Origin of the sequence: Variovorax sp. efr-133-TYG-130 (genome assembly GCF_030208835.1) — a bacterium.
Lineage (GTDB): Bacteria > Pseudomonadota > Gammaproteobacteria > Burkholderiales > Burkholderiaceae_C > Variovorax.
Genome location: NZ_JARVTD010000023.1, coordinates 136,270 through 159,544, shown reverse-complemented (window position 1 = coordinate 159,544; position 23,275 = coordinate 136,270). Strand labels below are relative to the sequence as shown.

At 68.8% G+C, this 23,275-nt stretch carries 20 protein-coding genes; 7 read left to right on the top strand and 13 right to left on the bottom strand.

The features are described 5' to 3' along the window. The first annotated feature begins 658 nt into the window (after positions 1-658). Together QRN67_RS20260 and QRN67_RS20255 are read left to right on the top strand one after the other, a co-directional pair. Positions 659-1,330: a tRNA-uridine aminocarboxypropyltransferase gene (locus QRN67_RS20260; protein WP_285413286.1), complete on the top strand. Its 672-nt coding sequence runs from the start codon at positions 659-661 to the stop codon at positions 1,328-1,330. Positions 1,331-1,901: 571 nt separating this feature from the next. Further along, on the top strand, positions 1,902-2,204 hold the full coding sequence (locus QRN67_RS20255) for a putative quinol monooxygenase (protein WP_081268433.1): 303 nt from the start codon (positions 1,902-1,904) through the stop codon (positions 2,202-2,204). 25 nt (positions 2,205-2,229) lie between these two features. Here QRN67_RS20255 and QRN67_RS20250 read toward each other — a convergent pair whose 3' ends face one another. Beyond that, positions 2,230-2,499 (bottom strand): hypothetical protein, encoded by a 270-nt coding sequence (locus QRN67_RS20250; RefSeq protein WP_285413284.1) that lies wholly within the window; start codon positions 2,497-2,499, stop codon positions 2,230-2,232. Between the two features lie 380 nt (positions 2,500-2,879). Between QRN67_RS20250 and QRN67_RS20245 the strand changes: the two genes are divergently transcribed. Continuing rightward, positions 2,880-4,013 (top strand): NADH:flavin oxidoreductase/NADH oxidase, encoded by a 1,134-nt coding sequence (locus QRN67_RS20245; RefSeq protein WP_285413282.1) that lies wholly within the window; start codon positions 2,880-2,882, stop codon positions 4,011-4,013. Here QRN67_RS20245 and QRN67_RS20240 read toward each other — a convergent pair. From QRN67_RS20240 to QRN67_RS20230, 3 genes are all read right to left on the bottom strand, one after another. Beyond that, complete coding sequence (locus QRN67_RS20240; RefSeq protein ID WP_503010923.1) at positions 4,010-4,543, bottom strand: GNAT family N-acetyltransferase; 534 nt, start codon at positions 4,541-4,543, stop codon at positions 4,010-4,012. The two genes, QRN67_RS20245 and QRN67_RS20240, sit on opposite strands and share 4 nt — an antisense overlap. A gap of 5 nt (positions 4,544-4,548) precedes the next feature. Continuing rightward, positions 4,549-5,145 carry a helix-turn-helix domain-containing protein gene (locus QRN67_RS20235; RefSeq protein WP_285413278.1) on the bottom strand — a complete coding sequence of 199 codons (597 nt, stop codon included), beginning with the start codon at positions 5,143-5,145 and terminating at the stop codon, positions 4,549-4,551. A 62-nt stretch (positions 5,146-5,207) separates the two neighbouring features. Then, entirely contained in the window at positions 5,208-6,293 is a 1,086-nt protein-coding gene (locus QRN67_RS20230) for a hypothetical protein (protein WP_285413276.1), read from the bottom strand. Positions 6,294-6,470: 177 nt separating this feature from the next. On the opposite strand from QRN67_RS20230, the gene putA reads away from it, so the two are divergent. Further along, entirely contained in the window at positions 6,471-10,214 is a 3,744-nt protein-coding gene (gene putA, locus QRN67_RS20225) for a trifunctional transcriptional regulator/proline dehydrogenase/L-glutamate gamma-semialdehyde dehydrogenase (protein WP_285413274.1), read from the top strand. A 9-nt stretch (positions 10,215-10,223) separates the two neighbouring features. Here the strand turns inward: putA and QRN67_RS20220 are convergent, their stop codons facing one another. Both QRN67_RS20220 and QRN67_RS20215 read right to left on the bottom strand, forming a co-directional pair. Next, complete coding sequence (locus QRN67_RS20220; protein WP_503010922.1) at positions 10,224-10,616, bottom strand: carboxymuconolactone decarboxylase family protein; 393 nt, start codon at positions 10,614-10,616, stop codon at positions 10,224-10,226. 48 nt (positions 10,617-10,664) lie between these two features. Then, entirely contained in the window at positions 10,665-11,105 is a 441-nt protein-coding gene (locus tag QRN67_RS20215) for a YbaN family protein (protein WP_253819882.1), read from the bottom strand. 192 nt (positions 11,106-11,297) lie between these two features. Between QRN67_RS20215 and QRN67_RS20210 the strand changes: the two genes are divergently transcribed. Further along, entirely contained in the window at positions 11,298-13,439 is a 2,142-nt protein-coding gene (locus tag QRN67_RS20210; RefSeq protein ID WP_285413272.1) for a TonB-dependent siderophore receptor, read from the top strand. A 33-nt stretch (positions 13,440-13,472) separates the two neighbouring features. Here QRN67_RS20210 and glmS read toward each other — a convergent pair whose 3' ends face one another. Next, entirely contained in the window at positions 13,473-15,353 is a 1,881-nt protein-coding gene (glmS, locus tag QRN67_RS20205) for a glutamine--fructose-6-phosphate transaminase (isomerizing) (protein WP_081268439.1), read from the bottom strand. Between the two features lie 138 nt (positions 15,354-15,491). On the opposite strand from glmS, the gene QRN67_RS20200 reads away from it, so the two are divergent. Further along, complete coding sequence (locus QRN67_RS20200) at positions 15,492-15,986, top strand: Lrp/AsnC family transcriptional regulator (protein ID WP_081268440.1); 495 nt, start codon at positions 15,492-15,494, stop codon at positions 15,984-15,986. A gap of 9 nt (positions 15,987-15,995) precedes the next feature. Here the strand turns inward: QRN67_RS20200 and glmU are convergent, their stop codons facing one another. Beyond that, the gene (gene glmU / locus QRN67_RS20195) at positions 15,996-17,423 is read right to left on the bottom strand and encodes a bifunctional UDP-N-acetylglucosamine diphosphorylase/glucosamine-1-phosphate N-acetyltransferase GlmU (protein ID WP_285413269.1); all 1,428 of its coding nucleotides are present in this window, start codon (positions 17,421-17,423) and stop codon (positions 15,996-15,998) included. A gap of 31 nt (positions 17,424-17,454) precedes the next feature. Here glmU and QRN67_RS20190 point away from each other — a divergent pair, with 31 nt between their 5' ends. Beyond that, positions 17,455-18,309 carry a DUF6279 family lipoprotein gene (locus QRN67_RS20190; protein WP_285413267.1) on the top strand — a complete coding sequence of 285 codons (855 nt, stop codon included), beginning with the start codon at positions 17,455-17,457 and terminating at the stop codon, positions 18,307-18,309. A 16-nt stretch (positions 18,310-18,325) separates the two neighbouring features. On the opposite strand, the gene QRN67_RS20185 is transcribed toward QRN67_RS20190, so the two are convergent. Genes QRN67_RS20185 through QRN67_RS20165 form a run of 5 tightly spaced genes read right to left on the bottom strand, consistent with a single transcriptional unit; the run spans position 18,326 to position 23,267 of the window. After that, positions 18,326-19,588: a CoA transferase gene (locus QRN67_RS20185; protein ID WP_285413266.1), complete on the bottom strand. Its 1,263-nt coding sequence runs from the start codon at positions 19,586-19,588 to the stop codon at positions 18,326-18,328. Positions 19,589-19,603: 15 nt separating this feature from the next. After that, a complete protein-coding gene (locus tag QRN67_RS20180) occupies positions 19,604-20,800 on the bottom strand; it encodes an acetyl-CoA C-acetyltransferase (protein WP_285413265.1) in 1,197 nt (398 codons plus the stop codon). A gap of 4 nt (positions 20,801-20,804) precedes the next feature. Then, positions 20,805-21,617, bottom strand: a complete 813-nt coding sequence (locus QRN67_RS20175; RefSeq protein WP_285413263.1) for an enoyl-CoA hydratase/isomerase family protein — start codon at positions 21,615-21,617, stop codon at positions 20,805-20,807. Further along, entirely contained in the window at positions 21,610-22,359 is a 750-nt protein-coding gene (locus QRN67_RS20170) for an SDR family NAD(P)-dependent oxidoreductase (RefSeq protein ID WP_285413262.1), read from the bottom strand. The genes QRN67_RS20175 and QRN67_RS20170 overlap by 8 nt, the downstream gene beginning before the upstream one ends. A 38-nt stretch (positions 22,360-22,397) precedes the next feature. Then, positions 22,398-23,267, bottom strand: a complete 870-nt coding sequence (locus QRN67_RS20165) for a MaoC/PaaZ C-terminal domain-containing protein (protein WP_285413261.1) — start codon at positions 23,265-23,267, stop codon at positions 22,398-22,400. Positions 23,268-23,275: the final 8 nt, after the last annotated feature.

The window sequence follows — 23,275 nt, the reverse complement described above, 5'->3', positions numbered from 1 at the left end:
CCCATATGAAGACCCAGTACTGTCACCTCTGCCACAGGGATTGCCGCTGCGAGTCGTGGTACTTCCAAGCTGGAGGTGGATACGTAAGGTTCTCAGACTACTTGCCTCTTCCTGAAGGCGCAGCTGGGCACCCTCGATCCATGGAATGGTTTTGCCCTGTCCACCTGCCAGCGGCACGGGCTTTGGCATCTAAGCCGTTGAGTGACGCCATGACTTGCTTGAAGCAGGAGTACGGTGCCTTCGAACCTCCTCTCTCTTATGGTCCATGTCCAGATCCAGAACTCTGGCTGACATCCATTGGCCAAAATCGATCAAGGGTGTTCAACATCATTCGTCGAGTCACAGGCCGCAGCCCGAGTGAAGTTAAGGCGTTGCTCGAAAACGGCAATTTCAGGATCAAAGCAGGGTGGCCAGTAGACGCGGAGCTCCGACCTATCGCTGAGGCCCTTGAGGCTATTGGTGCGTCGGTGGTTTTGCGTTGCCCTTAGCTGCGGACGTGGTTTCCGATTGCGAGAATGTCTGCTCTCAAGCGAGTCGCAAGACTGCTCAGGCCCCTCTGCGGTCTTCCCGCATTGTCCAAGGTTGCCGGTCCCGCCAAAGCTAAAAGACATCTCCCTCCATGCACTGTCTAGCTAGGCACGCTGAATAAACTCCAGCCATGTCCGCCGCTCTAGCCCCACGCCCCAAGTGCACCGCTTGCCTGCGTCCGCTGAGCGGCTGCATTTGCCGCTGGGTCGCGCCCACCGCCCATGCGGTGGAGGTACTGGTGCTGCAGCACCCGCTGGAGGTACACCAGGCCAAAGGCAGTGCCCGCCTGCTGCACCTCAGCTTGGCGCACTGCCGCCTGGTGGTGGGTGAGGCATTCGCCGTGCCGGTCTGGCCGGTGGACGGCAAGCACACGCTGCTGCTGTACCCGGACAGTCTGCAAGATACCGCCCCGGACTTGCGGGTCCCACCCCAGCTACCGCCCGAGTGGCTGCAAGCCCAGTCGCGCCTGCGTCTGGTCGTGCTGGACGGCACCTGGCGCAAAAGCCGAAAGATGCTCTACCAAAGCCCGCCACTGCAACAGTTGCCCCGCTTGGCCCTGCGCAACCTGCCGCCTTCGCACTACCGTATCCGCAAAGCCCATGGACCCGACCAACTGTCCACGCTGGAGGCGACCTGCTACGCCTTGAGCCAACTGGAAGGAGACGCGGAGCGGTTCCAGCCCTTGTTGAATGCCTTCGACGGGTTTGTCGAGTACCTGGAGCAAGCTGGCGGGCAGCGAAACGCGCAAACCGGCAAGTCCTGCCCTCCAAAGCTTACGGGGTTCATCCAAGTGGCCAGCTGAATGGCTGGTTGGGCCATGGACCCACAAGCCACCTCAATCAAGCCGAATTTCCGCCATCACGGAAGCTTCAGCTGTCGCACCTGAATCTGCGGCCCGCAGATCGACCGCTGTCAGCCGGGCTCGGGCGCTCCGCGTCGCGCCTTCTCGCTCACCTGAAACAGCTCCCCCGCCTTGCGAGCCATATCAGCCGCAAGCCAGAGCAGATTGCCCAGTGCCGAGCCGCTTCACCGTTGTGCCAGTCGATGCCTTCGCCGTGGCATACCTTCCACAGCAGCGCCGAACGCTCACGCCGATGAGGTGGCCTGCGCAGCGAAATAAAGGAGGGGCGGAGGACATTCGCTGCGGGGAGCACCCGGCGTCCTGCGCACGATGAGTGCGGCTGTGGCGTTGGTGGTTCGAACGCTGGGACGAGTTGCAGATGGATATGCGCGGGTGCGCCGCTGAGCTTTTTACGAACGGCGAGCGCCGATGAACCAAAAATAGTCGGCAACATGGACATTGAAATGGCGCAGACTGCGCTTCCCTATGCGACCAGGACCGGTCGCATTCTTTGAAAGAAAGGAAGCATGTCATGGTCACAGTCGCGTTGTTTGTTCGCCTGGAAGCGAAACCCGGGAAAGAGAAAGAGGTCGAGAGTTTTCTCAAGGGTGGTCTTCCTCTCGTCATGGAAGAGCCAGCCACTACCGCCTGGTTCGGCATTCGCCTTGGGCCGTCGACCTTCGGAATCTTCGATGCCTTTCCGGATGACGCAGGCCGCCAAGCGCATCTGTCGGGCAAGGTTGCGGCGGCTTTGATGGCACAGGCGGGGGAGTTGTTCTCCGAGCCGCCATCCATTCAAAGTGTCGACGTGCTTGCGGCAAAGCTACCCGGCTAGGCAACCCATCAGAGCGCGCCAGCCGCTAGCCGCCGGTCTCAGGCGCTGCGCGTCGCGCCTTCTCGTTCAGCTGAAACAGCTCCCCCGCCTTGCGAGCCATATCAGCCGCAAGCCAGAGCAGGTTGTCCAGTTGCCGAGGCCCTTCACCGTTGTGCCAGTCGATGCCTTCGCCGTGGCAGACCCACAGCAGGGCTTCGAGTTGCGAGAGGGTGTTTTCGAGAAGATCCGCCGGGTCCTGGGCGTTGTCTTCGGAAGCTACCGGCATAGTTGGCCGGGCTATAGTCTTGCTAGCCATTTTTGTGCGGTTCCTTCCAAGGTGGTTGCACGAACCTGGTTAGACGGTCGGGGTGCTCGATACACCTCGGCCGTCGCCTTTTGATACCTCGCATTTGCATCGCTGCTTTCGCACCGACGACCTGCCGCGAGGCAAGCAGCCTTCGAACATTTCGGTGTTGGGTGTGCCGATGGGGTGCCTTGCGCAGCGAAATAAAGGAGGAGCCCGAAGGGCGGGGGACATTCGCGGAGCAAGGCACCCCGTCGGCGTGAGCACGCCCTGAAGGCATCCGACACACACGCATTCGATACCGCATCGAGCCGCAAGGCTTCTGCGCCGGCCGGCATGCGAATCGCGCCCGCGCCGCAGAATTGCCGCTCCTGTGGAGCCGCACCCTCATCATGAGTCAACCAACATTCCCGCCCCGCCTGTTCGAGCCCCTGAAGCTCGGCCAGCTTGAGATAGACAACCGCATCATCATCGCGCCCATGTGCCAGTACTCCGCCACGGAGGGAACGCCGGGCGACTGGCATCTGATCCACCTCGGCCACCTGGCGCTTTCCGGCGCGGGGCTGCTGATCATCGAAGCGACGGCAGTGGAGGCCGAAGGGCGCATCTCCCCCGGCGACCTTGGCCTTTATTCCGATGCCAATGAAGAAGGCCTGGCGCGGGTGCTGCATGCCACGCGCGCTTTTTCGCCCATCAAGATCGCCATGCAGCTGGGGCACGCGGGGCGCAAGGCATCGAGCCGCGCGCCCTGGGAAGGCGGCAAGCAGATCCGCCCCGGCGAGCCCGGCGGATGGAAGGCATATGCGCCCTCGCCCGTTCCGCATTCGCCCACCGAAGACCCGCCCATCGCACTCGACGCCGCCGGCCTGCGGCGCGTGCGCGATGCCTTCGTGACGGCGGCACGGCGCGCGACGCGGCTGGGCATCGACGGCATCGAGATCCACGCGGCGCACGGCTATCTGCTGCACCAGTTCCTGTCGCCCATCGCCAACCACCGCGACGACGAATACGGCGGCAGCCTGGAGAACCGCATGCGCTTTCCGCTCGAAGTGTTCGACGCGGTGCGCGAAGCCTTCCCGGCCGAGCGGCCGGTGTGGGTGCGCGTGTCGGCCAGCGACTGGGTGCCCGGCGGCTGGGACCTCGACGGCACGGTCGCGTTCTCGCAAGCACTGAAGGCGCGCGGCTGCGCGGCCATCCATGTGTCGAGCGGCGGCGTGTCGCCTCAGCAGGCCATCACGCTGGGCGCGGGCTACCAGGTGCCGTTCGCGCAACGCATCAAGGCCGAGGTCGGGCTGCCGACCATCGCCGTGGGGCTCATCACCGAGCCGGCCCATGCCGAGGCCATCATTGCCGACGGGCAGGCCGACGCGGTGTCGCTGGCCCGCGCGATGCTGTACGACCCGCGCTGGCCGTGGCACGCGGCGGCCGAGCTGGGCGCGCAGGTGAAGGCGCCGCACCAGTACTGGCGCTCGCAGCCGCGCGAGTTCAAGGACCTGTTCGAGAACGCGGCGTTCGGCGCGCGCTAGGCCCAGGCCAGGTCCAGATAGAAAAAGGTGGTGGCGCACGGCTCGCCCCGCGGCAGCAGCGCAAAGCCGGGAACGCTGCCCACCCGCGTCCAGCCCGTGCGGACGTAGAGCCGCTCGGCCTCGGGGCTGGAGGTGTCGAGCACCAGCAGCGTCTTGCCGCGCTCGCGCGCCTGCTGCTCGGCAGCGCGCATCAGCAGCTCGCCGATGCCCCGGCGCCGCGCCCTGCGGTGCACCAGCATCTTGGAAACCTCGCCGCGGTGCGGCTGGTTCTCGGGCTGCGCCAGCACCACCTGCACGGTGCCGACGATGCCTTCGGCGTCTTCGGCCACCAGCAAGTCGCGCTCGCCGGCGGCCACGCCCGCGGCCACGTTGCGCCAGAAAGCCTGTGCGCGCTCGGGCGTGAGCGGATGCATGAAGCTGACCGACGCGCCGCCCTCGACGCAGTCGATCAGCAGGTCGGCCAGCGCTTGCAGCTGGTCATCATCCACCGCCGAAAGAAGACGGATGCGCGGCGCTTCGAGGTTGGTCATGTCGCTCATTTCCAGGAAAAAGGCAGGGTCGCGATCACCACGGCGTAGCGGGTGGTCTCGCGAGAGGGGTTGTAGTAGCTCATGGGGCGGTCCAGCACCATCGCCAGGCAGTCGCCGGTGGAAAGCCGGTGGCTCTCGTCGCCCAGTGTGAGTTCGATGACGCCGTCGAGCACCCACACCTGCTGGTGGATGAGCGGCTCGCGCGCCGAGCTTTCGTAGGCCACGCGAGCCTTGGGCGGAAACAGCACCTCGACGATCTGCAAGGGCGAAGCGAAGACGCTGGGCGACACGTTGCGCCGCACGTAGCCGGAGTGCGGGTCGCGCCACTGCAGCTGGCCGGCCAGCCGCGACACCGGATCAGCGGCGGGCGCCGGCGCCTCGAACAACGAGGCCAGTGACACGCCGAGGCCGGTCGCGAGTTTTTCGAGCAGCACGGCGGTGGGACTGCTTTCGCCGCGCTCGATCAGCGAGATCATGGAACGGCTCACGCCGCAGTGCGTCGCCAGCGCGTCGAGCGACAGGCCGCGCTGCGCGCGCAGGTCGCGCACGCGCTGCGCGATGCGGTCGTTCAGCCCGGAGGAGGCTTCTTCAATTTCCTTCATATTGGATTAAATATCCACTATGACGGAATCTACGTCAAGCCTCTTCTCTTAGCAGTTCGCCCTCACCGCGAAGGGCCGATCAATGCGGCACGCGCGGCTTCCGAAGGAAAGACGCAGGCCACGTCGTGCGCGCAGCCCGGCACGACCACCACCTGGCGCTGCTTCTCGGGCGCGAGCACCGCGCGGTCGTACTGCGCATAGGCCAGGCCGCGCTGCAGGCGGAAGGTGCCTTGCGCGAGCGCCGCGCAGGAGCGGTCGAGAACGCGGTAGGCCGTGCCCTTGGCGTCGTTGCTGTCGAGCGCGCCTTCGAGGTAGCTGATGTCGGCTTCCGCGTACTGCCGGCGGGCCTGTTCAGCGCTGCGCCCGAGGTGCGCGGGCAGGTCGTCGGTGCCGTACTTCCAGCGGTTCGTTTCGGGGCATGCGGCGGCGTCGGGCACCGCGAATCCCGCGACCGACGTGCCGTCGGGTGCGAACCGAGGGCGCACCGGGTCGAAATAGAGCCACGTGCTCGGGTCGGCGACCACGTAGCGGATGGCGACCTTGCCCGCCGTGCCCGCAGTCCCGCCGGTCCGCGCGAAGGCGGCATAGCGCTGCACGAACTGCCCGCCGGCCGAGAAGCCCGCGATGGTGATGGTGCGCAGGCCCGGCCAGCGCTGCACCAGCTCGGCCACGAGCGCGTCCATGACCGCGAACGAGCCGATGCGGCTGCCCGATGCCGAACGGCCGCCTTCGAGCCAGGAGCCGCAGGTCCACAGCAGGTCACCAGGCTGCGGCGCGGGCAGGCCCGGCGTGTTGCAGCGGCCTGCCGCGGCTTTGTCGGCGGGCACCTGGAACAGCGGCGCGATCACCAGCGTGTCGTCCAGCGTGCCGGCGTTGCGAACGGTGCGCAGCGTTGCCTCGAAGGTCTTGTTGGCGTCGCGCGAGTGGCCGTGCATGGCGATGAGCGCCTTGGTCGGCCCGGCTGCGGGATCGAGCGAGGCGTAGTAGTGCAGCGCACCTGCGGCACCGTCCGCTGTGAAGCTGCGCAGGCATTCCGCGGCCGCCGAGGCCGTGCAGGCGGAGGGGTCGGCTGCCGCCGCATAGGCCGGCCAACACACCGGCAGGCACGCGGCCGCGAGGAAAAGAAGGAGCCTTCTGCAGCTGGGCATGTTCGCGAAATTCCAAAAAAGGGATGGATGGCGGATTCTCTGCCTGCCGCCATCTGCGAACCTGACTGCGCCAGTCGCTCTGAACCTAGCGATTTACTCTGTCGAACAACAAATCTTCGAACACAAATTCGGCGATCAGGCGCAGATCATCCAACATATCTCCAGCACGAGCCGCCCATGAGCACCACCACCACCGACTCCGACCCCCTGCCCTCCTCCTTCGCGGCATTCGCCGACGGCCTGCCGCCCGGGCCTTCGCCGCTGCGCGAGCAGATCACCGCGGCCTGGCGCCGTGCCGAAACCGAGGCATTGCCGCCGCTTCTCGAACAGGCCCGCCTGCCGCGCGGGCAGGCCGAAGAGGCGCATGCGCTGGCGCATCGCATCGCGCGGCAACTGCGCTCGCGCAAGAACGCGAGCGGCCGTGCCGGCCTCGTGCAGGGGCTGCTGCAGGAGTACGCGCTGTCGTCCCAGGAAGGCGTCGCGCTCATGTGCCTGGCCGAGGCGCTGCTGCGCATTCCCGATGCCGAGACGCGCAACGCGCTGATCCGCGACAAGATCGCCCACGGCCAGTGGCAGACGCATGCGGGCCGCAGCCCGTCGGTGTTCGTCAACGCCGCCACCTGGGGCCTGCTGCTGACCGGCAAGCTGGTGGCCACGCACAGCGAGACCGGCCTGTCGGCCGTGCTCACGCGCCTGATCGGCAAGGGCGGCGAGCCGCTGATCCGCAAGGGCGTGGACATGGCGATGCGCATGATGGGCGAGCAGTTCGTCACCGGAGAAACCATCGCGCAGGCGCTGGGCAACGCGCGCGAACTGGAGGCGCAGGGCTTTCGCTATTCGTACGACATGCTGGGCGAGGCCGCGCTCACCATGGAAGACGCCAGGCGCTACAAGCTCGCCTATGAAGAGGCGATTCACGCGATCGGCAGGGCCTCGAATGCGCGCGGCGTGTATGAGGGCCCGGGCATCTCCATCAAGCTGTCGGCGCTGCACCCGCGCTACAGCCGCGCGCAGCACGCGCGCGTGATGGCGGAGCTGTACCCGGTGCTGCGCGAACTGACGCTGCTGGCGCAGCGCTACGACATCGGCCTGAACATCGACGCCGAGGAAGCCGACCGGCTGGAGCTGTCGCTCGACCTGCTGGAGCGCCTGTGCTTCGAGCCGGCGCTCGCGGGCTGGAACGGCATCGGCTTCGTGATCCAGGCCTACCAGAAGCGCTGCCCCTTCGTGATCGACTACGTGATCGACCTCGCGCGCCGCAGCCGCCACCGGCTGATGGTGCGGCTGGTGAAGGGCGCCTACTGGGACAGCGAGATCAAGCGCGCGCAGATCGACGGCCTCGACGGCTACCCGGTCTACACGCGCAAGGCCTACACCGACGTGTCTTACCTCGCCTGCGCGCGCAGGCTGCTCGCCGCGCCGGAGGCGGTGTACCCGCAGTTCGCCACGCACAACGCGCACACGCTGGCCGCCATCTACACGATGGCCGATCCGTCGCGCTACCAGCCGGGGCAGTACGAGTTCCAGTGCCTGCACGGCATGGGCGAGCCGCTGTACGAGCAGGTGGTCGGCCCGCTCGGGCGGCCGTGCCGCATCTATGCGCCCGTGGGCACGCACGAAACGCTGCTGGCCTACCTGGTGCGCCGCCTGCTGGAAAACGGCGCGAACACCTCGTTCGTGAACCGCATCGCCGACCCGACGATTTCGCTCGAAGCGCTGGTGGAAGACCCGGTGGCAACGGTGGAACACATGGCCGCGCAGGAAGGCACGGTGGGGCTGCCGCATCCGGCCATCGCGCTGCCTGCGGCGCTGTACGGCACGCAGCGCCGCAACTCGCGCGGACTCGATCTCGCGAACGACGACAGCCTGCGCCTGCTGGGCCAGAGCCTGCAGGCCACCGCGCATGAGGGCTGGCATGCCGGGCCGATGCTAGCGGTGGATGCCGTCACGCAAGCCGAACCGGCCGATGTGCTGAACCCCGCCGACCATCGCGATGTGGTCGGGCAGGTGTGGGAGGCCACGCCGGCCGATGTCGAATCCGCCGTTTTGCAAGCCGCGGGCACTGCCGGCGCCTGGGCCGCCACGCCGCCCGCCGAGCGTGCCGCCATGCTCGAGCGCGCCGCCGATCTGCTCGAAGAACAGATGCCGCGCCTGCTCGGGCTGCTGGCGCGCGAGGCCGGGAAGACCTATGCCAACGCCATTGCCGAAGTGCGCGAGGCGGTGGACTTCCTGCGCTTCTATGCGGCGCAGGCGCGCAGCGATTTTTCGAACGACACGCACCGCGCGCTCGGCCCGATGGTGTGCATCAGCCCGTGGAATTTTCCGCTGGCGATCTTCACCGGCCAGGTGGCCGCCGCGCTCGCGGCCGGCAACCCGGTGCTCGCCAAGCCGGCCGAGCAGACGCCGCTGGTCGCCGCAGAGGCGGTGCGCCTGCTGTGGCAGGCCGGCGTGCCGCGCGCCGCGGTGCAGCTGCTGCCGGGCCGCGGCGAGACGGTGGGCGCCAGCCTGGTCGCCGACGCGCGTGTGCAGGGCGTGATGTTCACCGGCTCGACCGAGGTCGCGCGCATCCTGCAGAAGACGCTGTCGCAGCGCCTCGGTGCCCACGGCGCGCCGGTGCCGCTGATCGCGGAGACGGGCGGGCAGAACGCGATGATCGTGGACTCCTCCGCGCTGGTGGAGCAGGTCGTCACCGACGTGATGGCCTCGGCCTTCGACAGCGCCGGCCAGCGCTGCTCGGCGCTGCGCGTGCTGTGCGTGCAGGAAGAAGCGGCCGACCGGCTGGTCGAGATGCTCGAAGGCGCGATGGCCGAGGCCTGCATCGGCAACCCCGCACGGCTGGCCGTGGACGTGGGCCCGGTGATCGACGCCGAGGCGCGCGACGGCATCGAGCGCCACATCGCGGCCATGCGCGCGCGCGGCCACAAGGTCTACCGCCAGGGCCGCGAGCATGGGCAGGACACGCGCCACGGCACCTTCGTGATGCCCACGCTGATCGAGCTGGACAGCATTTCGGAACTGCAGCGCGAAGTGTTCGGCCCGGTGCTGCACCTGGTGCGCTACCGCCGGCGCGACCTCGGCGCGCTGGTCGGGCAGATCAACGGCACGGGCTACGGCCTGACGCTGGGCGTGCACACGCGCATTGACGAGACCATCGCGCAGATCGTGCAGCACGCGAAGGCGGGCAACGTGTACGTCAACCGCAACATCGTGGGCGCGGTGGTGGGCGTGCAGCCCTTCGGCGGCGAAGGGCTGTCGGGCACGGGGCCGAAGGCGGGCGGGCCGCTGTACATGCTGCGCATGCTGTCGAAGCGGCCCGACGATGCGATGGCGCGGGCGATGGATGGCGAAGGCGCTTCCGAGGCGGTGCCGAACGCAGGCCTGTCGGCGCTGGCCCGCTGGGCCCGGAAGACCGGGCGCGACGCGCTGGCCGCGCAATGCGCGCGCTTCGCATCGCTGTCGCGCGCCGGCGATTCACGCACGCTGGCCGGCCCGACCGGCGAGCGCAACGTCTACACGCTGCTGCCGCGCGAGGCGGTGCTCTGCCTGGCCGGCACCGAGGCCGACCGGCTGGCGCAACTGGCGGCCGTGCTGTCGGTGGGCAGCGCCGCCATCTGGCCGGCCGATGCCGACACGCAGGCCCTGCGTGCGTCGCTGCCGGCAGAGGTGCAGCAGAGCGTGGCCATCGCCAGCGACTGGCGCTCGCCGACCGTGGCCTTCGACGCCGCGCTGCACCACGGCGACGACAGTACCCTGGCCGACGCGATGCAGCGCATTGCCGCGCGGCCCGGCCCCATCGTCGGCGTGCGCGCTTTTGAGCCGGGCGACGCGGACATTCCGCTCGAAAGCCTGGTGGTAGAACGCGCGCTCAGCGTCAACACCGCGGCAGCGGGCGGCAACGCAAGCCTGATGACGATCGGCTGATCCGGCCTTCTACTTCTCGAACGCCGGATCGATCGGCACGCGGTAGCCGTTGACCAGCCGGTTGGTCTCGTTGGCCATGCCGACCACGGCCATCAGCTCCGCGAACATCTCCGGCGTCATGCCGGCCTTGGCCGCGCCCGCATGATGGCTGGCGATGCAGTAGCCGCAGTTGTTGGTGACGCTCACCGCGAGGTAGACCATTTCCTTGACCACCGGATCGAGCGCGCCGGGCGCCATCACCTCCTTGAGGCTGCCCCAGGTGCGCTTGAGCGTGGCGGGATCGTTGGCGAGGTACTTCCAGAAGTTGTTGACGTCGGGCACGTTGCGCGAAGTCTTGATGTCGTCGAACACGGCTTTGACGTCGTCGGAGGCGGCGGCGTACTCGATGGGTTGTGGCTTCACTATTCAATCTCCTGGGACGAAGGCCGCATTGTGGAGCGGCCGTCGCCATCAGTCAGGCACCGCCGGCTCCGGCCGCCGCCAGAGCCACGCGAGCACGACGGCCATCGAGCCGATGCCGAGGCCCGCGAGCCAGCCCTTGTGCGCGGTAAGCGCGATGACGACGGCGCAGAACGCCATCGCCGCGGTGGCGCTCCACTTGGCGCGGCGGCTCACGGTGCGCCCGTTCTCCCAGTTGCGCAGGATGGGGCCGAACAGCCGGTGCTCCAGCAGCCAGCGATGCAGCCGCGGCGAGCTGCGCGCCGCGGCCCACGCGGCCATCAGCACGAACACCGTCGTCGGCATGCCCGGCACGATCACGCCGATGACGGCCAGCACCAGGCACAGCGCGGCAAAGGCCAGCAGCAGCCAGCGGGCGGCCAATGGCAACGGGCGCGGCACGGCGACGGCGGCATCCGCGGCGGGCGGGTTCTTTTCTTCGGCGGGGATCACGGGCCGATTGTCTTTCAGCGCACGACGCGCAGCGCCACCGGCTCGTTGCAGTTGCCGGCCAAGGCGTCTTGATAACAGGAATTCACAAATGAGATTCATTATCATCACGACCCTTCGCGGCGTTGTTTCGACGTCGCGACCCGGGCTTCTCCTGTCGCCCGGCCATCGGCCCTCTCACAGCGCAACTTTCCCGTGATTTTTCCAACCTCTTCTTCTTCTCCTCTTCCTTTCGCGCGTGCTTTTGCCGCCCTGCTGGCGCTGTCCCCTGTCACCGAACTGCTCGCGCAGCAGGCGCCGGATGCCGGCTCCGCCAACACGCTCAAGACGACCGAGATCCACGACCAGTCGGAGGGCGCGGCTTCCGGCTATGCAGGCCCTCGCGGCGGCACCGCGGCAACGCGCACCGAGACCCCGCTGATCGAAGTGCCGCAGGCGGTGCGGGTGGTGCCGCGCCAGTTGATCGAAGACCTGGGCGCGACGCGGCTGGGCGACACCATCGACTACGTCAGCGGCATCGCGCGGCTCAACGACTTCGGCGGCACCTGGGACAACTTTGCGATCCGGGGCTTCAGCAACACCGAAGGCGGCTCGCTGCTCAACGGCTTTCCCTCGGGCCGGGGCTATGGACCGCAGCGCGACGTGGCGAGCGTCGAACGCGTCGAATTCCTCAAGGGCCCGGCCGCGGCGCTCTACGGCAGCAGCGAGCCCGGCGGCACCATCAACATCGTGACGAAGAAGCCGCAATTCACCGCCGCGCACAACGTCGGCGTGGAGTTCGGCACGCTGGGTTTCCGGCGCACGACGCTGGACACCACCGGCCCGCTGGGCAGCAGCTTCGCCTATCGGCTCAATGCAGTGGCCGAGGACGGCGCCAGCCGCAGCAGCTTGATCGACAGCCGCAAGCAGGTACTGGCACCGGCGCTCACATGGACTCCCGACAGCCGCACGGTGGTGCAGTACGAAGCCGAACTCGTGCGCATCCGCGCGCCGCTCGACCGCGGCCTGATCCAGATCAACGGCAATGCCGGCGTTCTTCCGCGCGACCGCTTCCTCGGTGAGCCCGACCGGGACAACATGCACATCGAGGGCGACACCCATCAACTGACGGTGGACCGCGAACTGGGCCAGGGCTGGCGCGCCCGGGTCGGCACGTCCTACCGCGAGACCCGTTACTTCGGCGACGCGGTCGACCTCAACAGCACGCTGCGCGCCGACAGCCGCACCCTCAATCGACGGGACAGCTGGCGCAGCCTGCCGTCGCGCGACACGTCGGTGCAGGCCGAAGTCGAGGGCAAGTTCAGCACGGGCGGCATCGGCCACACGCTGCTGGCGGGCGTGGAGTCCTGGCGGCTCTTCATGGGTCAGTACGGCGAGTATTCGAGCGTGGCCAGGGCGCCATATGCGATCGATATCTACCAGCCGCTCTACGGCCAGGCCCGCACGGCGCCGCTCTCGCCCCTGTTCAACACACGCGACGATCAGCGCGCCACCGGCGTCTTCGTGCAGGATCAGATCGACCTGTCGCCGCAATGGAAGCTGCTGGCCGGCGTGCGCTTCGACCGCTTCCACCAGGACTACGACGACCTGCTGGCACGCAAGTCCACCGCCCAGAGCCACTCGGCCACTTCGCCGCGCGTGGGCATCACGTATCTCGTGAGCGACCGGCTGTCCTTCTATGCCAGCGCCGGCAAGTCCTTCAAGCCCAATTCGGGTGGAGACGAGAACGGCAATGCGTTCGCGCCGCAATCGGGCCGCGCGCTGGAAGCCGGCGCCAAATGGCTGTCGGCCGACGAGCGGCTGACCGCCACGATGGCGGTGTTCGACATCCGCAAGAGCAACGTGCTCACCCGCAGCCCGACCAACGCCAACTTCAACGTGGCCGCCGGCCAGGCGCGCAGCCGCGGCATCGAGGCCGACGTTGCCGGCCAGCTGGACGCGCACTGGCGCCTCACCGGGAACCTGGCCTATACCGACACCGAAGTCACCCGCGACAACAACCCGGCCATGCTCGGGCGCAGGCTGGCCAACATCCCGCGCGTCAGCGGCGGCCTGTTCGCCATCCGCGAGGACAGGCTGTTCGACGGCCGCTATGGCATCGGCGGCGGCGTGGTGCACGTGGGCGAGCGCACCGGCAACGCCACCGACACCTACCGGCTGCCTGCCTACACCACCGTGCGCCTGACGGCCTACTGGCAGGTCAATCCGCGCGTTCGCGTCACCCTCGATGTCAACAACCTGTTCGACAAGACCTTCTACGTTGCTTCGTGGAACAACCTGACGGTGCTGCCCGGACTGGGCCGGCAAGTGGTGGCGGGCCTGCAGGCGAAGTTCTGACGGGCTGCGACGACGGCACCGCAGCCCGCAGCCTCACTCCACCGTCACGCTCTTCGCCAGGTTGCGCGGCTTGTCCACGTCGGTGCCCCGCGCACCCGCCGTGTGATACGCCAGCAGCTGCAGCGGCACCACGTGCAGGATCGGCGAGAGCGCGCCGTAGTGCTCGGGCATGCGGATCACGTGCAGCCCTTCGCTGCTGGTGATCTTCGTGTCGCCGTCGGCCAGCACGTAGAGCACCCCGCCGCGCGCGCGCACTTCCTGCAGGTTGCTCTTGAGCTTTTCGAGCAGCGCGTCGTTGGGCGCCACGGCCACCACGGGCATTTCGCTCGTGACCAGCGCGAGCGGGCCGTGCTTGAGTTCGCCGGCGGCGTAGGCTTCGGCGTGGATGTAGGTCACTTCCTTGAGCTTGAGCGCGCCTTCGAGCGCGATCGGATAGTGCAGCCCGCGCCCCAGGAACAGCGCGTGGTCCTTGCGCGCGAAGTCTTCGGCCCAGCCGATGATCTGCGGCTCCAGCGCCAGCACCGACTGCAGCGCGACGGGCAGGTGGCGCATTTCCTTGAGGTAGCGCGCCTCGTCGGCTTCGCTCAGGTGGCCCTTGCTTTGCGCGATGGCGAGCGTCAGCAGGAACAGGCCGGCGAGTTGCGTGGTGAAGGCCTTGGTCGACGCCACGCCGATTTCCACCCCGGCGCGCGTGATGTACGCCAGCTTGCACTCGCGCACCATCGCGCTGGTGGCGACGTTGCAGATGGTCAGCGTCTGCTCCATGCCCAGCGAGCGCGCATGCTTCAGCGCAGCCAGCGTGTCTGCGGTTTCGCCCGACTGGCTGATGGTGACGACCAGCGTCCTGGGGTCGGGCACGGAGTCGCGGTAGCGGTACTCGCTCGCAATCTCGACCTGCGTGGAGATCTTCGCGATGCTCTCCAGCCAGTACTTGGCGGTGCAGCCGCTGTAGTAGCTGGTGCCGCAGGCGAGGATGAGGATCTTGTCGATGTCCTGGAACACGCGGTGCGCGCTGGCTCCGGTAGCGCCGTCCTGCCCGATGCCGTCGAACAGCTCGGGCACGATGCCTTCCACGCCCTCGAGCGTGTCGCCGATGGCGCGCGGCTGCTCGAAGATTTCCTTCTGCATATAGTGGCGGTAGGGGCCCAGTTCGGCCGCGCCGCTGTGGGCGAGCACGGTGCGCACCTGGCGCGTCACCGGCTTGTGGTTCCTGTCGACGATCCAGTACTTGCCCGGCTGCAAGTCGACCACGTCGCCTTCTTCCAGGTACACGATCTGGTCGGTCACGCCGGCCAGGGCCATCGCGTCGCTCGCGAGGAAGTTCTCCGCACCGTCCTTGCCGGCGCCCAGGATCAGCGGCGAGCCTGCGCGTGCGCCGACCACGCGATGCGGCTCGTCGCGGCAGATCACGGCAATTGCGTAGGCGCCGTGCAATTGCAGCACCGTGGCCTTGACGGCTTCGAACAGGTCGCCGTCGTAGAGGCTGTCGACCAGGTGGGCGATGACTTCGGTGTCAGTCTGGCTCTCGAACACGTAGCCCTTGGCTTCGAGCGCGGCGCGCAGCGGCTCGTGGTTCTCGATGATGCCGTTGTGCACCAGCGCGATGCGGCCCGGGCGCGCGCCCTGCGCACCGGCGCCGGGGCCGTGGCTGAAGTGCGGATGCGCGTTGTGCACGACCGGCGCGCCGTGGGTGGCCCAGCGTGTGTGGGCGATGCCGGTGAGGCCTTCGACCTTGTCGTCGCGCACCTGCGCCACGAGGTCGGCCACGCGCGAGGTGGTGCGCGCCCGCGTCAGGCCGCCGGCATGCACCGCCACGCCGCACGAGTCATAGCCGCGGTACTCGAGCCGCTGAAGGCCCTGTACCAGGACCGGAACGATGTTGCGATGGGACGCTGCCCCGACGATGCCGCACATGGTGATCTGCCTTTGAATGAAGAAGAGGCTCGATGGTAGGAAGACAGCCAAGAAATATGCATTCGAAATTCATATGATTTCGGAATTTTATTTCTCTCTTTCGGCTATTTGAATATTTATTCCATAATTCGATTGAATATGGAATCAATCACCCTCGATTCAACCGACCTGCGCCTGCTCGACGCCCTGCAGCGCGACGCCTCGCAGACCAACCAGCGCCTGGCCGCGGATGTCGGCATCTCCCCGCCCACCTGCCTGCGGCGCGTGCAGCGGCTGCGAGAAGAAGGCCTCATCGAGCGCCAGGTCGCGCTGCTGTCGCCCGACCGGCTGGCCACGGTGCTCGGTCACGGCCTGCAGGCGGTGGTCGAGATTTCGCTCGACAGGCAGGACGCTGGCTCGCTCGACGCCTTCGAGGCGCGCGTGATCGCAGACGACGCGGTGCAGCAGTGCTGGCGCGTGTCGCCCGGCCCCGACTTCGTGCTGATCGTCGCGGCGCGCGACATGCCGGACTACGGCGCGCTCGCGCAGCGCCTGTTCACGGCCGATGCGAACGTGCGCAACGTCAAGGCTTTCTTCAGCCTCAAGCGCGCCAAGTTCGAGCCCCGGCTGCCGCTGTCGGCACCCGGGGCCTGAAGGCCGTCCTCAGGCCTTCGGCTTCTTCTGCGGACGCTTCCAGTTGGGAAAGCTGACCTGCTTGGCGCGCGAGACGGTCAGCGCCCCGGGCTCGGTCGACTTGTTGATGGTCGAGCCGCCGCCGATGGTGCCGCCCGCGCCCAGGGTGATGGGCGCGACCAGCACGCAGTTGCTGCCCACGTGCACGTCGTCGCCGATCACGGTGCGGTGCTTGTTGGCGCCGTCGTAGTTGGCCGTGATGGAACCCGCCCCGTAATTGACGCGCTCGCCCACGGTGGCGTCGCCCAAGTAGGCCAGGTGGTTGGCCTTGGCGCCGGCGGCCAGCGTGGAGTTCTTGACCTCGACGAAGTTGCCGATGTGCACCTCCGCGCCCAGTTGCGCGCCGGGCCGCAGCCGCGCGAACGGGCCGATGAGCGCGCCCGCGCCCACGCTCACGCCGGCCTTCTCGCCTTCGATGTGCGTGAACGGGTGGATCACCGCGCCGGCCTCGATGCGCGCATTGGCAATGACGCAGTTGGCACCGATGCGCACGCCCTCGCCCAGCGACACGGCGCCCTCGAAGATGCAGTTGACGTCGATCTCCACATCGCCGGCGCACTCGAGCGTGCCGCGCAGGTCGAAGCGCGCCGGGTCGGCCAGGCGCACGCCCTGCTCCATCAGCGCCTGAGCCTGGCGCAGCTGCCAGGCGCGCTCCAGCGCGGCGAGCTGGGCCGGGCTGTTGATGCCGGCCACCTGCAGCGCGTCGGTGGTGATGTGCGCGACCACGGGCACGCCGTCGGCGGCCGCGAGCTTCACGACGTCGGTCAGGTAGTACTCGCCCTGGGCGTTCTTGTTGTCCAGCCGCGCGAGCCAGCCCTTGAGCAGCCGTGCCGGCACGGCCATCACGCCGCTGTAGATCTCGCGCACGGCGCGCTGGGCCTCGGTGGCGTCCTTGTGCTCGACCACGGCGGTCACGTCGCCGTTGGCGGCCGAGCGGATCACGCGGCCGTAGCCGGTGGGGTCGTCGAATTCGATGGTCAGCAGCGCCAGCTTGCCGCCCGCACTGGCCGCCACCAGCGCACGCAGCGTGTCTTCGCCGATGAGCGGCACGTCGCCCGACAGCACGACCACCGTGCCGTCGTCGGGCAGCAGCGGCGCCGCCTGCAGCACCGCGTGGCCCGTGCCCAGCTGCGGCTCCTGGCGGGCGAAGCGCAGCGTGGCGCCGGCAATGCCGCCGGCCATGGCCGCCTCGACCTCGGCGGCGCCGTGGCCCGTGACCACCACCACATCGCGCGCGCCGATGCGCCCGGCGGTGCCCGTCACATGCGCCAACAGTGCGCGGCCGGCCAATCGATGCAACACTTTGGGCAGCCTGCTCTTCATGCGCGTGCCCTTGCCGGCAGCCATGATGACGATGTCCACCGGTCCCGGCGTGTGTTGTTGCGGAGTCTGATTCATGCGTTTTTCTTCCCGATTTCGTTGCGCGGCAATGGCGCGGATTATCGGCGTGCTGCTCCTGGCCGCCGCGCTGGGGGCCTGCAGCGCGATCCGGCTGGCCTACAACAACCTGCCCACCGTGAGCTACTGGTGGCTGGACGGCTACCTCGATTTCGACAGCGAGCAGGCCCCGAAGGTGCGCGACGAACTCGCCCAGCTGCTGGACTGGCACCGGCAGAACGAGCTGCCGCGCATCGCCTCGCTGCTGCAGGAGGCACAGGCGCTGGCGCCCGGCGAGGTGACGCCGGCGCAGGTCTGCACCATGGCCGACCGCATCCGCGAGCGCCTGCTGGCCGTGACCGACCATGCGGAAACCGCCGGCGCCCAGCTCGCGCTGAGCCTGACGGCCGCCCAGCTGCAGCAGCTGGAACGCAAATACGCCAAGAACAACGCCACCTATCGCAAGGAATGGCTCGACCGCACGCCGGCCCAGGTGCAGGAAAAGCGCTACGACCAGTTCCTCGACCGCACCGAGGACTTCTACGGCCGCCTGAGCACCGAGCAGCGCGAGTTGCTCAGGCAGCAGGTCGCGCAGTCGGTGTTCGACCCGAAGCTGGCGGACGCCGAACGCCGCCAGCGCCAGCAGGAAGCGCTGGCGCTGCTGCGCGGCTTCGTCGCCGACAAGCCCACGCCGGCCGAGGCGCGCGCCGCGTTGCACGCCTACATCCAGCGCGTCGCCGAGCCGCCGCCCGGCCGCTGGCGCGACCAGCAGCAGGCGCTGCTGGAAGAAGGCTGCCGCAACACCGCCGCACTGCACAACGGCACGACCGCCAGCCAGCGCGCGCAGGCGGTGCGCCGGCTGCAGGCCTACCAGGACGATCTGCGCCAGCTGGTGGCGGCGCGCTGAAGGCGCCGGGCGGCCCCTAGGGAGCGACCGGGTCCGCCACCGTCGGATCGCGCTGCGGTCCAGCCACGAGGCGTGCGTCGTGCAGCCGCCCGATGGCTGCACCGCTCAGGCCCAGTACTTCATGCAGCACCTCGTCGGTATGGGTACCGAGCAGCGCGGCCGGCGGGGTGGCTTCGCGTTCCATGCAAGTTGCACGCACCGCCGCACCCGCCGCGAGGTGGGCGCCGATGCCGGGGGTGTCGATGCGCTCGAACACCGGGTTGGCCAGGCTCGCGCGTGCGTCTCCCGCCAGCGCTTCGCCCACCGTGCCGTAGCGGCCCCAACAGACCTTGTGCTGTTCGAGCGCCGCTTGCGCCGCCTGCCGCGTACGAGCGGCGAACCAGGGCTCGACCAGTTCCGCGATGGCGTCGCGCGCCTCGAAGCGCTGCGCCTCGTCTGCAAAGTCGAGGCCAAGACGTTGCTGCAGCGCGTCGACGGGTTCCGCGATGCCGCAGCACGCCACCAGCGCCTTCCATTGGCCGGCGGAGATTGCCGCCACCATGATGCGGCCGCCGTCAGCGGTTCCGAAGTCGCGCCCGAAGGCACCGTAGAGATGGTTGCCGATGGAAGGCCGCTCCTGCCCCAGCAGCTCCGCTTCGGCCAGCACGCCCAGGTGCGACAGCATGCCGAAGGCCATGTCCGAGAGTGCCAGCTTGAGTTCAGCGCCCTGCCCGCCGCGGCGCCGATGGTCGACCGCGGCAAGCACCGCGAAGGCCGCCTGGTACGCGCACGCGATGTCCCAGGCGGGCAGCACATGATTGACCGGATGCTCGCGCGACCCGCCGCCCGTGACGGCGGGATAGCCGGTGGCGCAGTTCACCGTGTAGTCGACCGCCGTGCTGCCGTCGCCATTGCCCTGGATGGTGCAGCTGATCAGGTCGGGGCGCCGCGCGGCCAGCACCTCGTGGGCCAGCCAGGGCGTGCCGATGTTGGTCAGCAGCACGCCGGCATCCGGGCCCGGCGCGGTGGCCAGCGCCTGGATCAGCTCGCGGCCTTCCGGCCGGCGCAGATCGACCGCCACCGAGCGCTTGCCCTTGTTGAGCCCGGTCCAGTAGAGGCTGCGGCCCTGGCCACGCGGGTGCGGCATGCGGGGCATGCGCGCGTAGTCGATGCCGCCGCCGATCATGTCGACACGGATCACGTCGGCGCCGAACTGCGCGAGCGTCAGGCCCGCCAGCGGCGCAGCGATGAAGGCGGAACTCTCGATGACCCGGAGCCGGCCGAGAAAGGGATATGTCATGCGCGCGGCTCCGGCTCAGGCGCGCTCGAACACCGCGGCCAGGCCCTGGCCGCCGCCGATGCACATGGTCTCCAGGCCATAGCGCACGCCGCGCCGTTGCATCTCGTGCAGCAGCGAGGTCATGATGCGCACGCCGGTCGCGCCCACCGGATGACCGAGCGAAATGCCCGAGCCGTTGACGTTGAATCGCTCCGGGTCGTTCCAGCCCCAGCCCTTGGCGCAGGCCAGTGCCTGGCAGGCGAAGGCCTCGTTCAGCTCGACCAGGCCCATGTCGTCGAAACCCAGGCCGTTGCGGCCGAACAGCTTCTTCACGGCGGGCACAGGCCCGATGCCCATGTGCGAAGGCTCGCAGCCTGCGGCGGCCCAGCTGTGCAGGTATCCGATCGGCGCGAGCCCGAGTTCCTCGAGCCGGTCCTCGGCCACGATCAGGCAGGCGGCGGCGGCGTCGTTCTGCTGGCAGGCGTTGCCCGCGGTGACGATGCCGTCCCTGACCAGCGGCTTGAGCCCGGCCAGTTGCTCCAGCGTCAGGTCGGCGCGGATGCCCTCGTCGCGGTCGACCACCAGCGCCTCGCCCTTGCGTTGCGGCACGCTCACCGGCACCACCTCCTCGGCGAACTTGCCCGACGCCCATGCCGCCGCCGCGCGCCGATGGCTGCGCAGCGCGAAGGCGTCGGCCTCCTCGCGCGTGATGGCGTAGTCGCGCGCCAGGTTCTCGGCGGTCTCGATCATTCCGGAGATGCGGCCGAAGCGCGACTCGGGCTGCGAGCGCTCGCGCCCGCGTTCGAGCCGGTCGTGAAACTTGACCGTGCCCGCGCGCTTGCCCCAGCGCATGTCGGTGGTGTAGTACTCGACATTGCTCATGCTCTCGACGCCGCCGGCCATCACCACGTCGGCGGCGCCGGTCTGCACCATCATCGCGGCGGTGGCGATGGCCTGCAGGCCGCTGCCGCAGCGGCGGTCGAGCTGCATGCCGGCCACCTCGACGGGAAAGCCAGCCTGAAGCGCCACCCAGCGGCCGGTGCACGGCACCTCGCCGTTGGCGTAGGAATGGGCGAAGACCACGTCTTCGATGCGCGCGGGGTCGAGCCCGGTGCGGGCGATCACGGCGCGCGCGACCGTGGCGCCGAGTTCTTCCACGGGCACGCCGCGCAGCGAACCGCCGAAGGCGCCGATGGGGGTGCGAAGGGGGGAGACGATGGCAGCGCGTTTCATGGTGTCACTCTTTCTCGGAATGCAGTGCGTTGGGAAAATCCGGCGCCTCCTTGGCAAGGAAGGCGCGCACGCCTTCCCTCGATTCGGCCGAAGTGAAGACGCGTTCGGACAGCGGCAGCGCGGCCGCTATTGCCGCGTCGCGCGGCATGTCGAAGCTGAAGCCGATGGCCTGCTTGCACAGCGCCAGTGCCAGCGGCGGCCGGCCGGCGAGCGTGGCGGCGAGCGCCAGAGCGGCCTCGAGCGCCGTGCCCTGCGGCACCACGCGGTCGACGAGGCCCCAGGCCATCGCCGTGGCCGCGTCGACGGGTTCGCCGAGAAACATCATTTCCTTGGCCCGGCCCTGGCCCACGCGGCGGGTGACGCGCACCGGCCCGCCGCTGCCGGGAAACACCCCCAGCTTGATCTCGGGCAGCGCGAAGCGCGCGCGCTCGTCGCTCACGATGAGGTCGCAGCACACAGCGATCTCCAGCCCGCCGCCGAAGGCCAGGCCATTGACGGCCGCCACGGTGGGCTTGGGAAAGTCGTCGAGCCGGGCGAACACCGCCTGCTGCAACGCGAGCTTTTCCGGACCGATGCGCCCGGGCTGCATCAACGGCTGGAACTCGGCGATGTCCGAGCCTGCGCAGAAGGCGCGCGTGCCGGCACCGGTCAGGACCACGGCGCGCACGTCGGCGTCACGCGCCAGGGCATCGAGCGCACTGCCCAACGCCTCGGTGAGGCCGCGGAACACGACGTTGAGCGGCGGGTTGTCCAGCGTCAGGACGGCCACGCCGCCCTGCATGTGGCAGCGCACCGGGCCGCACTCGATCTCAACCATAGCGCCCGCCCGTCACGTGAAGCACCTCGCCGGTGATGAAGCCGGCGCGCTCCGAAGCCAGGAAGGCCACCGCGTCCGCGATATCGGCGGGCTTGCCCACGCGCTTGATCGGCTGCATGGCCACCGCGCGCTCCTTGATGGTTTCGTAGGTGGCCAGCGCCTGCACCATCTCGGTTTCCATGAAGCCCGGCGCAACGCAATTCACCGTGATGCCGTAGCGCCCCTCCTCGATGGCCAGCGCCTTGGCCATGCCGATCAGGCCGGCCTTCGCGGCCGAATAGTTGGCCTGCGTCGGATTGCCGAAATGCGCGCGCGAACTGATGTTGATGACACGGCCCCAGCCCTGTTCGATGAAGCGCGGCATGACGGCCTTGCTGGCGAGGAAGGCGCCCTTGAGCATCACCTCCATCACCAGGTCCCAGTCGTCCTCGCTCATCTTCACCAGGTAGCGGTCGCGCGGGAAGCCGGCGTTGTTGACCAGGATGTGCAAGCCGCCGAAGTGCGCGACGGCCTCGTCCACCAGGCCCTGCACCTCGGCGCCCTTGGTGATGTCGGCGACGACGCAATGCGCCTGCAGGCCGTCGTCGCGCAGCGCGGCGGCGGTGGCTTCGGCCTGCTCGCGCAGGATGTCGGTGATGATGACCTTCGCGCCCTCCTCGGCCAGGCGGCGCGCGGTGGCGGCGCCCAGGCCGCGCGCCGAGCCGGTGACGATGGCGACTTTGTCCTTGATCTGCAGGTCCATGCTTGTTTCTTTCCTTCGATGCTTGGGGGGGTGTTGGTTCAGGCCAGGTCCACGCGGCCCGCGTTCAGCACCAGGGTGTTGCGCTCCAGTGCCGTGGTTCGCAGCGACACAAGGCGGCCGTCGCGCCAGAGTTCGGTGCGCAGCGTCTCGCCCGGCAGCACCGGCGCCGTGAAGCGCACGCGCATGCCGCGCACGGCCGAGGCGTCGTAGCCCAGCAGCATGCGGAGCACCGCGTGCAACGCGATGCCCATCGTGGCAAGGCCGTGCAGGATCGGCCGTGGAAAACCGGCGGCGAGCGCGACGCCAGGGTCGGCGTGCAGGGGATTGAAGTCGCCGCTCAGGCGGTAGAGCAGCGCGGCTTGCGGCAAGGTCGGCAAGTCGCAGACGGCGTCGGGCGGCCGGGCCGGCATGGCGTGCGGCGCCGCCAACGGCGCGCCATGCGCTCCGCCGAAGCCGCCGTCGGCGCGCAGCATGCTGGTCTGGCTGACGCTGGCCAGCAACTCGCCGCTGGCTGCGTCCGTGACGCGGCGCTCCTGCAGCATCAGCGCGCCCTTGCCGGCGCCCTTGTCGTGCAGCGCGGCGACGCGGTTCGTGCCCAGCACGCGGCCTTCGACCGGCAGCGGACGCTGCAGCACGAAGGCCTGCTCGGCATGCACGAGCTGGCGCCAGTTGATGCCGGTGTCGGGCTGGTCGGCCCAGAAGCCGCCGTAGCCGAGCACGTTGACCAGCGTGGGCAGCGCCCGAAGCCCGCCTTCGGCGCGTTCGTAGACATAGCGCAGCTGCCCGGCATCGAGCGGGTCGGCGCCCAGGCCGACGCCGAGCGCATAGAGCTGCGTGTCGCGCATGCCATAGGCGTGCTCGACCGGTGCGAATTCGCGCGCGAGCAGGCGCTTCACATCGAGAGCCATGCGACGCT

Excerpts from the sequence above, each read along its gene's own strand:
- QRN67_RS20165 (WP_285413261.1), bottom strand. The coding sequence starts at position 23,267 with ATGGCTCTCGATGTGAAGCGCCTGCTCGCGCGCGAATTCGCACCGGTC.
- QRN67_RS20180 (WP_285413265.1), bottom strand. The coding sequence starts at position 20,800 with ATGAAACGCGCTGCCATCGTCTCCCCCCTTCGCACCCCCATCGGCGCC.
- glmS (WP_081268439.1), bottom strand. The coding sequence starts at position 15,353 with ATGTGCGGCATCGTCGGGGCAGCGTCCCATCGCAACATCGTTCCGGTC.
- QRN67_RS20245 (WP_285413282.1), top strand. The coding sequence starts at position 2,880 with ATGAGTCAACCAACATTCCCGCCCCGCCTGTTCGAGCCCCTGAAGCTC.
- QRN67_RS20190 (WP_285413267.1), top strand. The coding sequence starts at position 17,455 with ATGGCGCGGATTATCGGCGTGCTGCTCCTGGCCGCCGCGCTGGGGGCC.
- QRN67_RS20255 (WP_081268433.1), top strand. The coding sequence starts at position 1,902 with ATGGTCACAGTCGCGTTGTTTGTTCGCCTGGAAGCGAAACCCGGGAAA.
- QRN67_RS20185 (WP_285413266.1), bottom strand. The coding sequence starts at position 19,588 with ATGACATATCCCTTTCTCGGCCGGCTCCGGGTCATCGAGAGTTCCGCC.
- glmU (WP_285413269.1), bottom strand. The coding sequence starts at position 17,423 with ATGAATCAGACTCCGCAACAACACACGCCGGGACCGGTGGACATCGTC.
- QRN67_RS20235 (WP_285413278.1), bottom strand. The coding sequence starts at position 5,145 with ATGAAGGAAATTGAAGAAGCCTCCTCCGGGCTGAACGACCGCATCGCG.
- QRN67_RS20200 (WP_081268440.1), top strand. The coding sequence starts at position 15,492 with ATGGAATCAATCACCCTCGATTCAACCGACCTGCGCCTGCTCGACGCC.
- QRN67_RS20240 (WP_503010923.1), bottom strand. The coding sequence starts at position 4,543 with ATGACCAACCTCGAAGCGCCGCGCATCCGTCTTCTTTCGGCGGTGGAT.
- QRN67_RS20170 (WP_285413262.1), bottom strand. The coding sequence starts at position 22,359 with ATGGACCTGCAGATCAAGGACAAAGTCGCCATCGTCACCGGCTCGGCG.
- QRN67_RS20175 (WP_285413263.1), bottom strand. The coding sequence starts at position 21,617 with ATGGTTGAGATCGAGTGCGGCCCGGTGCGCTGCCACATGCAGGGCGGC.
- QRN67_RS20250 (WP_285413284.1), bottom strand. The coding sequence starts at position 2,499 with ATGGCTAGCAAGACTATAGCCCGGCCAACTATGCCGGTAGCTTCCGAA.
- QRN67_RS20260 (WP_285413286.1), top strand. The coding sequence starts at position 659 with ATGTCCGCCGCTCTAGCCCCACGCCCCAAGTGCACCGCTTGCCTGCGT.
- putA (WP_285413274.1), top strand. The coding sequence starts at position 6,471 with ATGAGCACCACCACCACCGACTCCGACCCCCTGCCCTCCTCCTTCGCG.
- QRN67_RS20230 (WP_285413276.1), bottom strand. The coding sequence starts at position 6,293 with ATGCCCAGCTGCAGAAGGCTCCTTCTTTTCCTCGCGGCCGCGTGCCTG.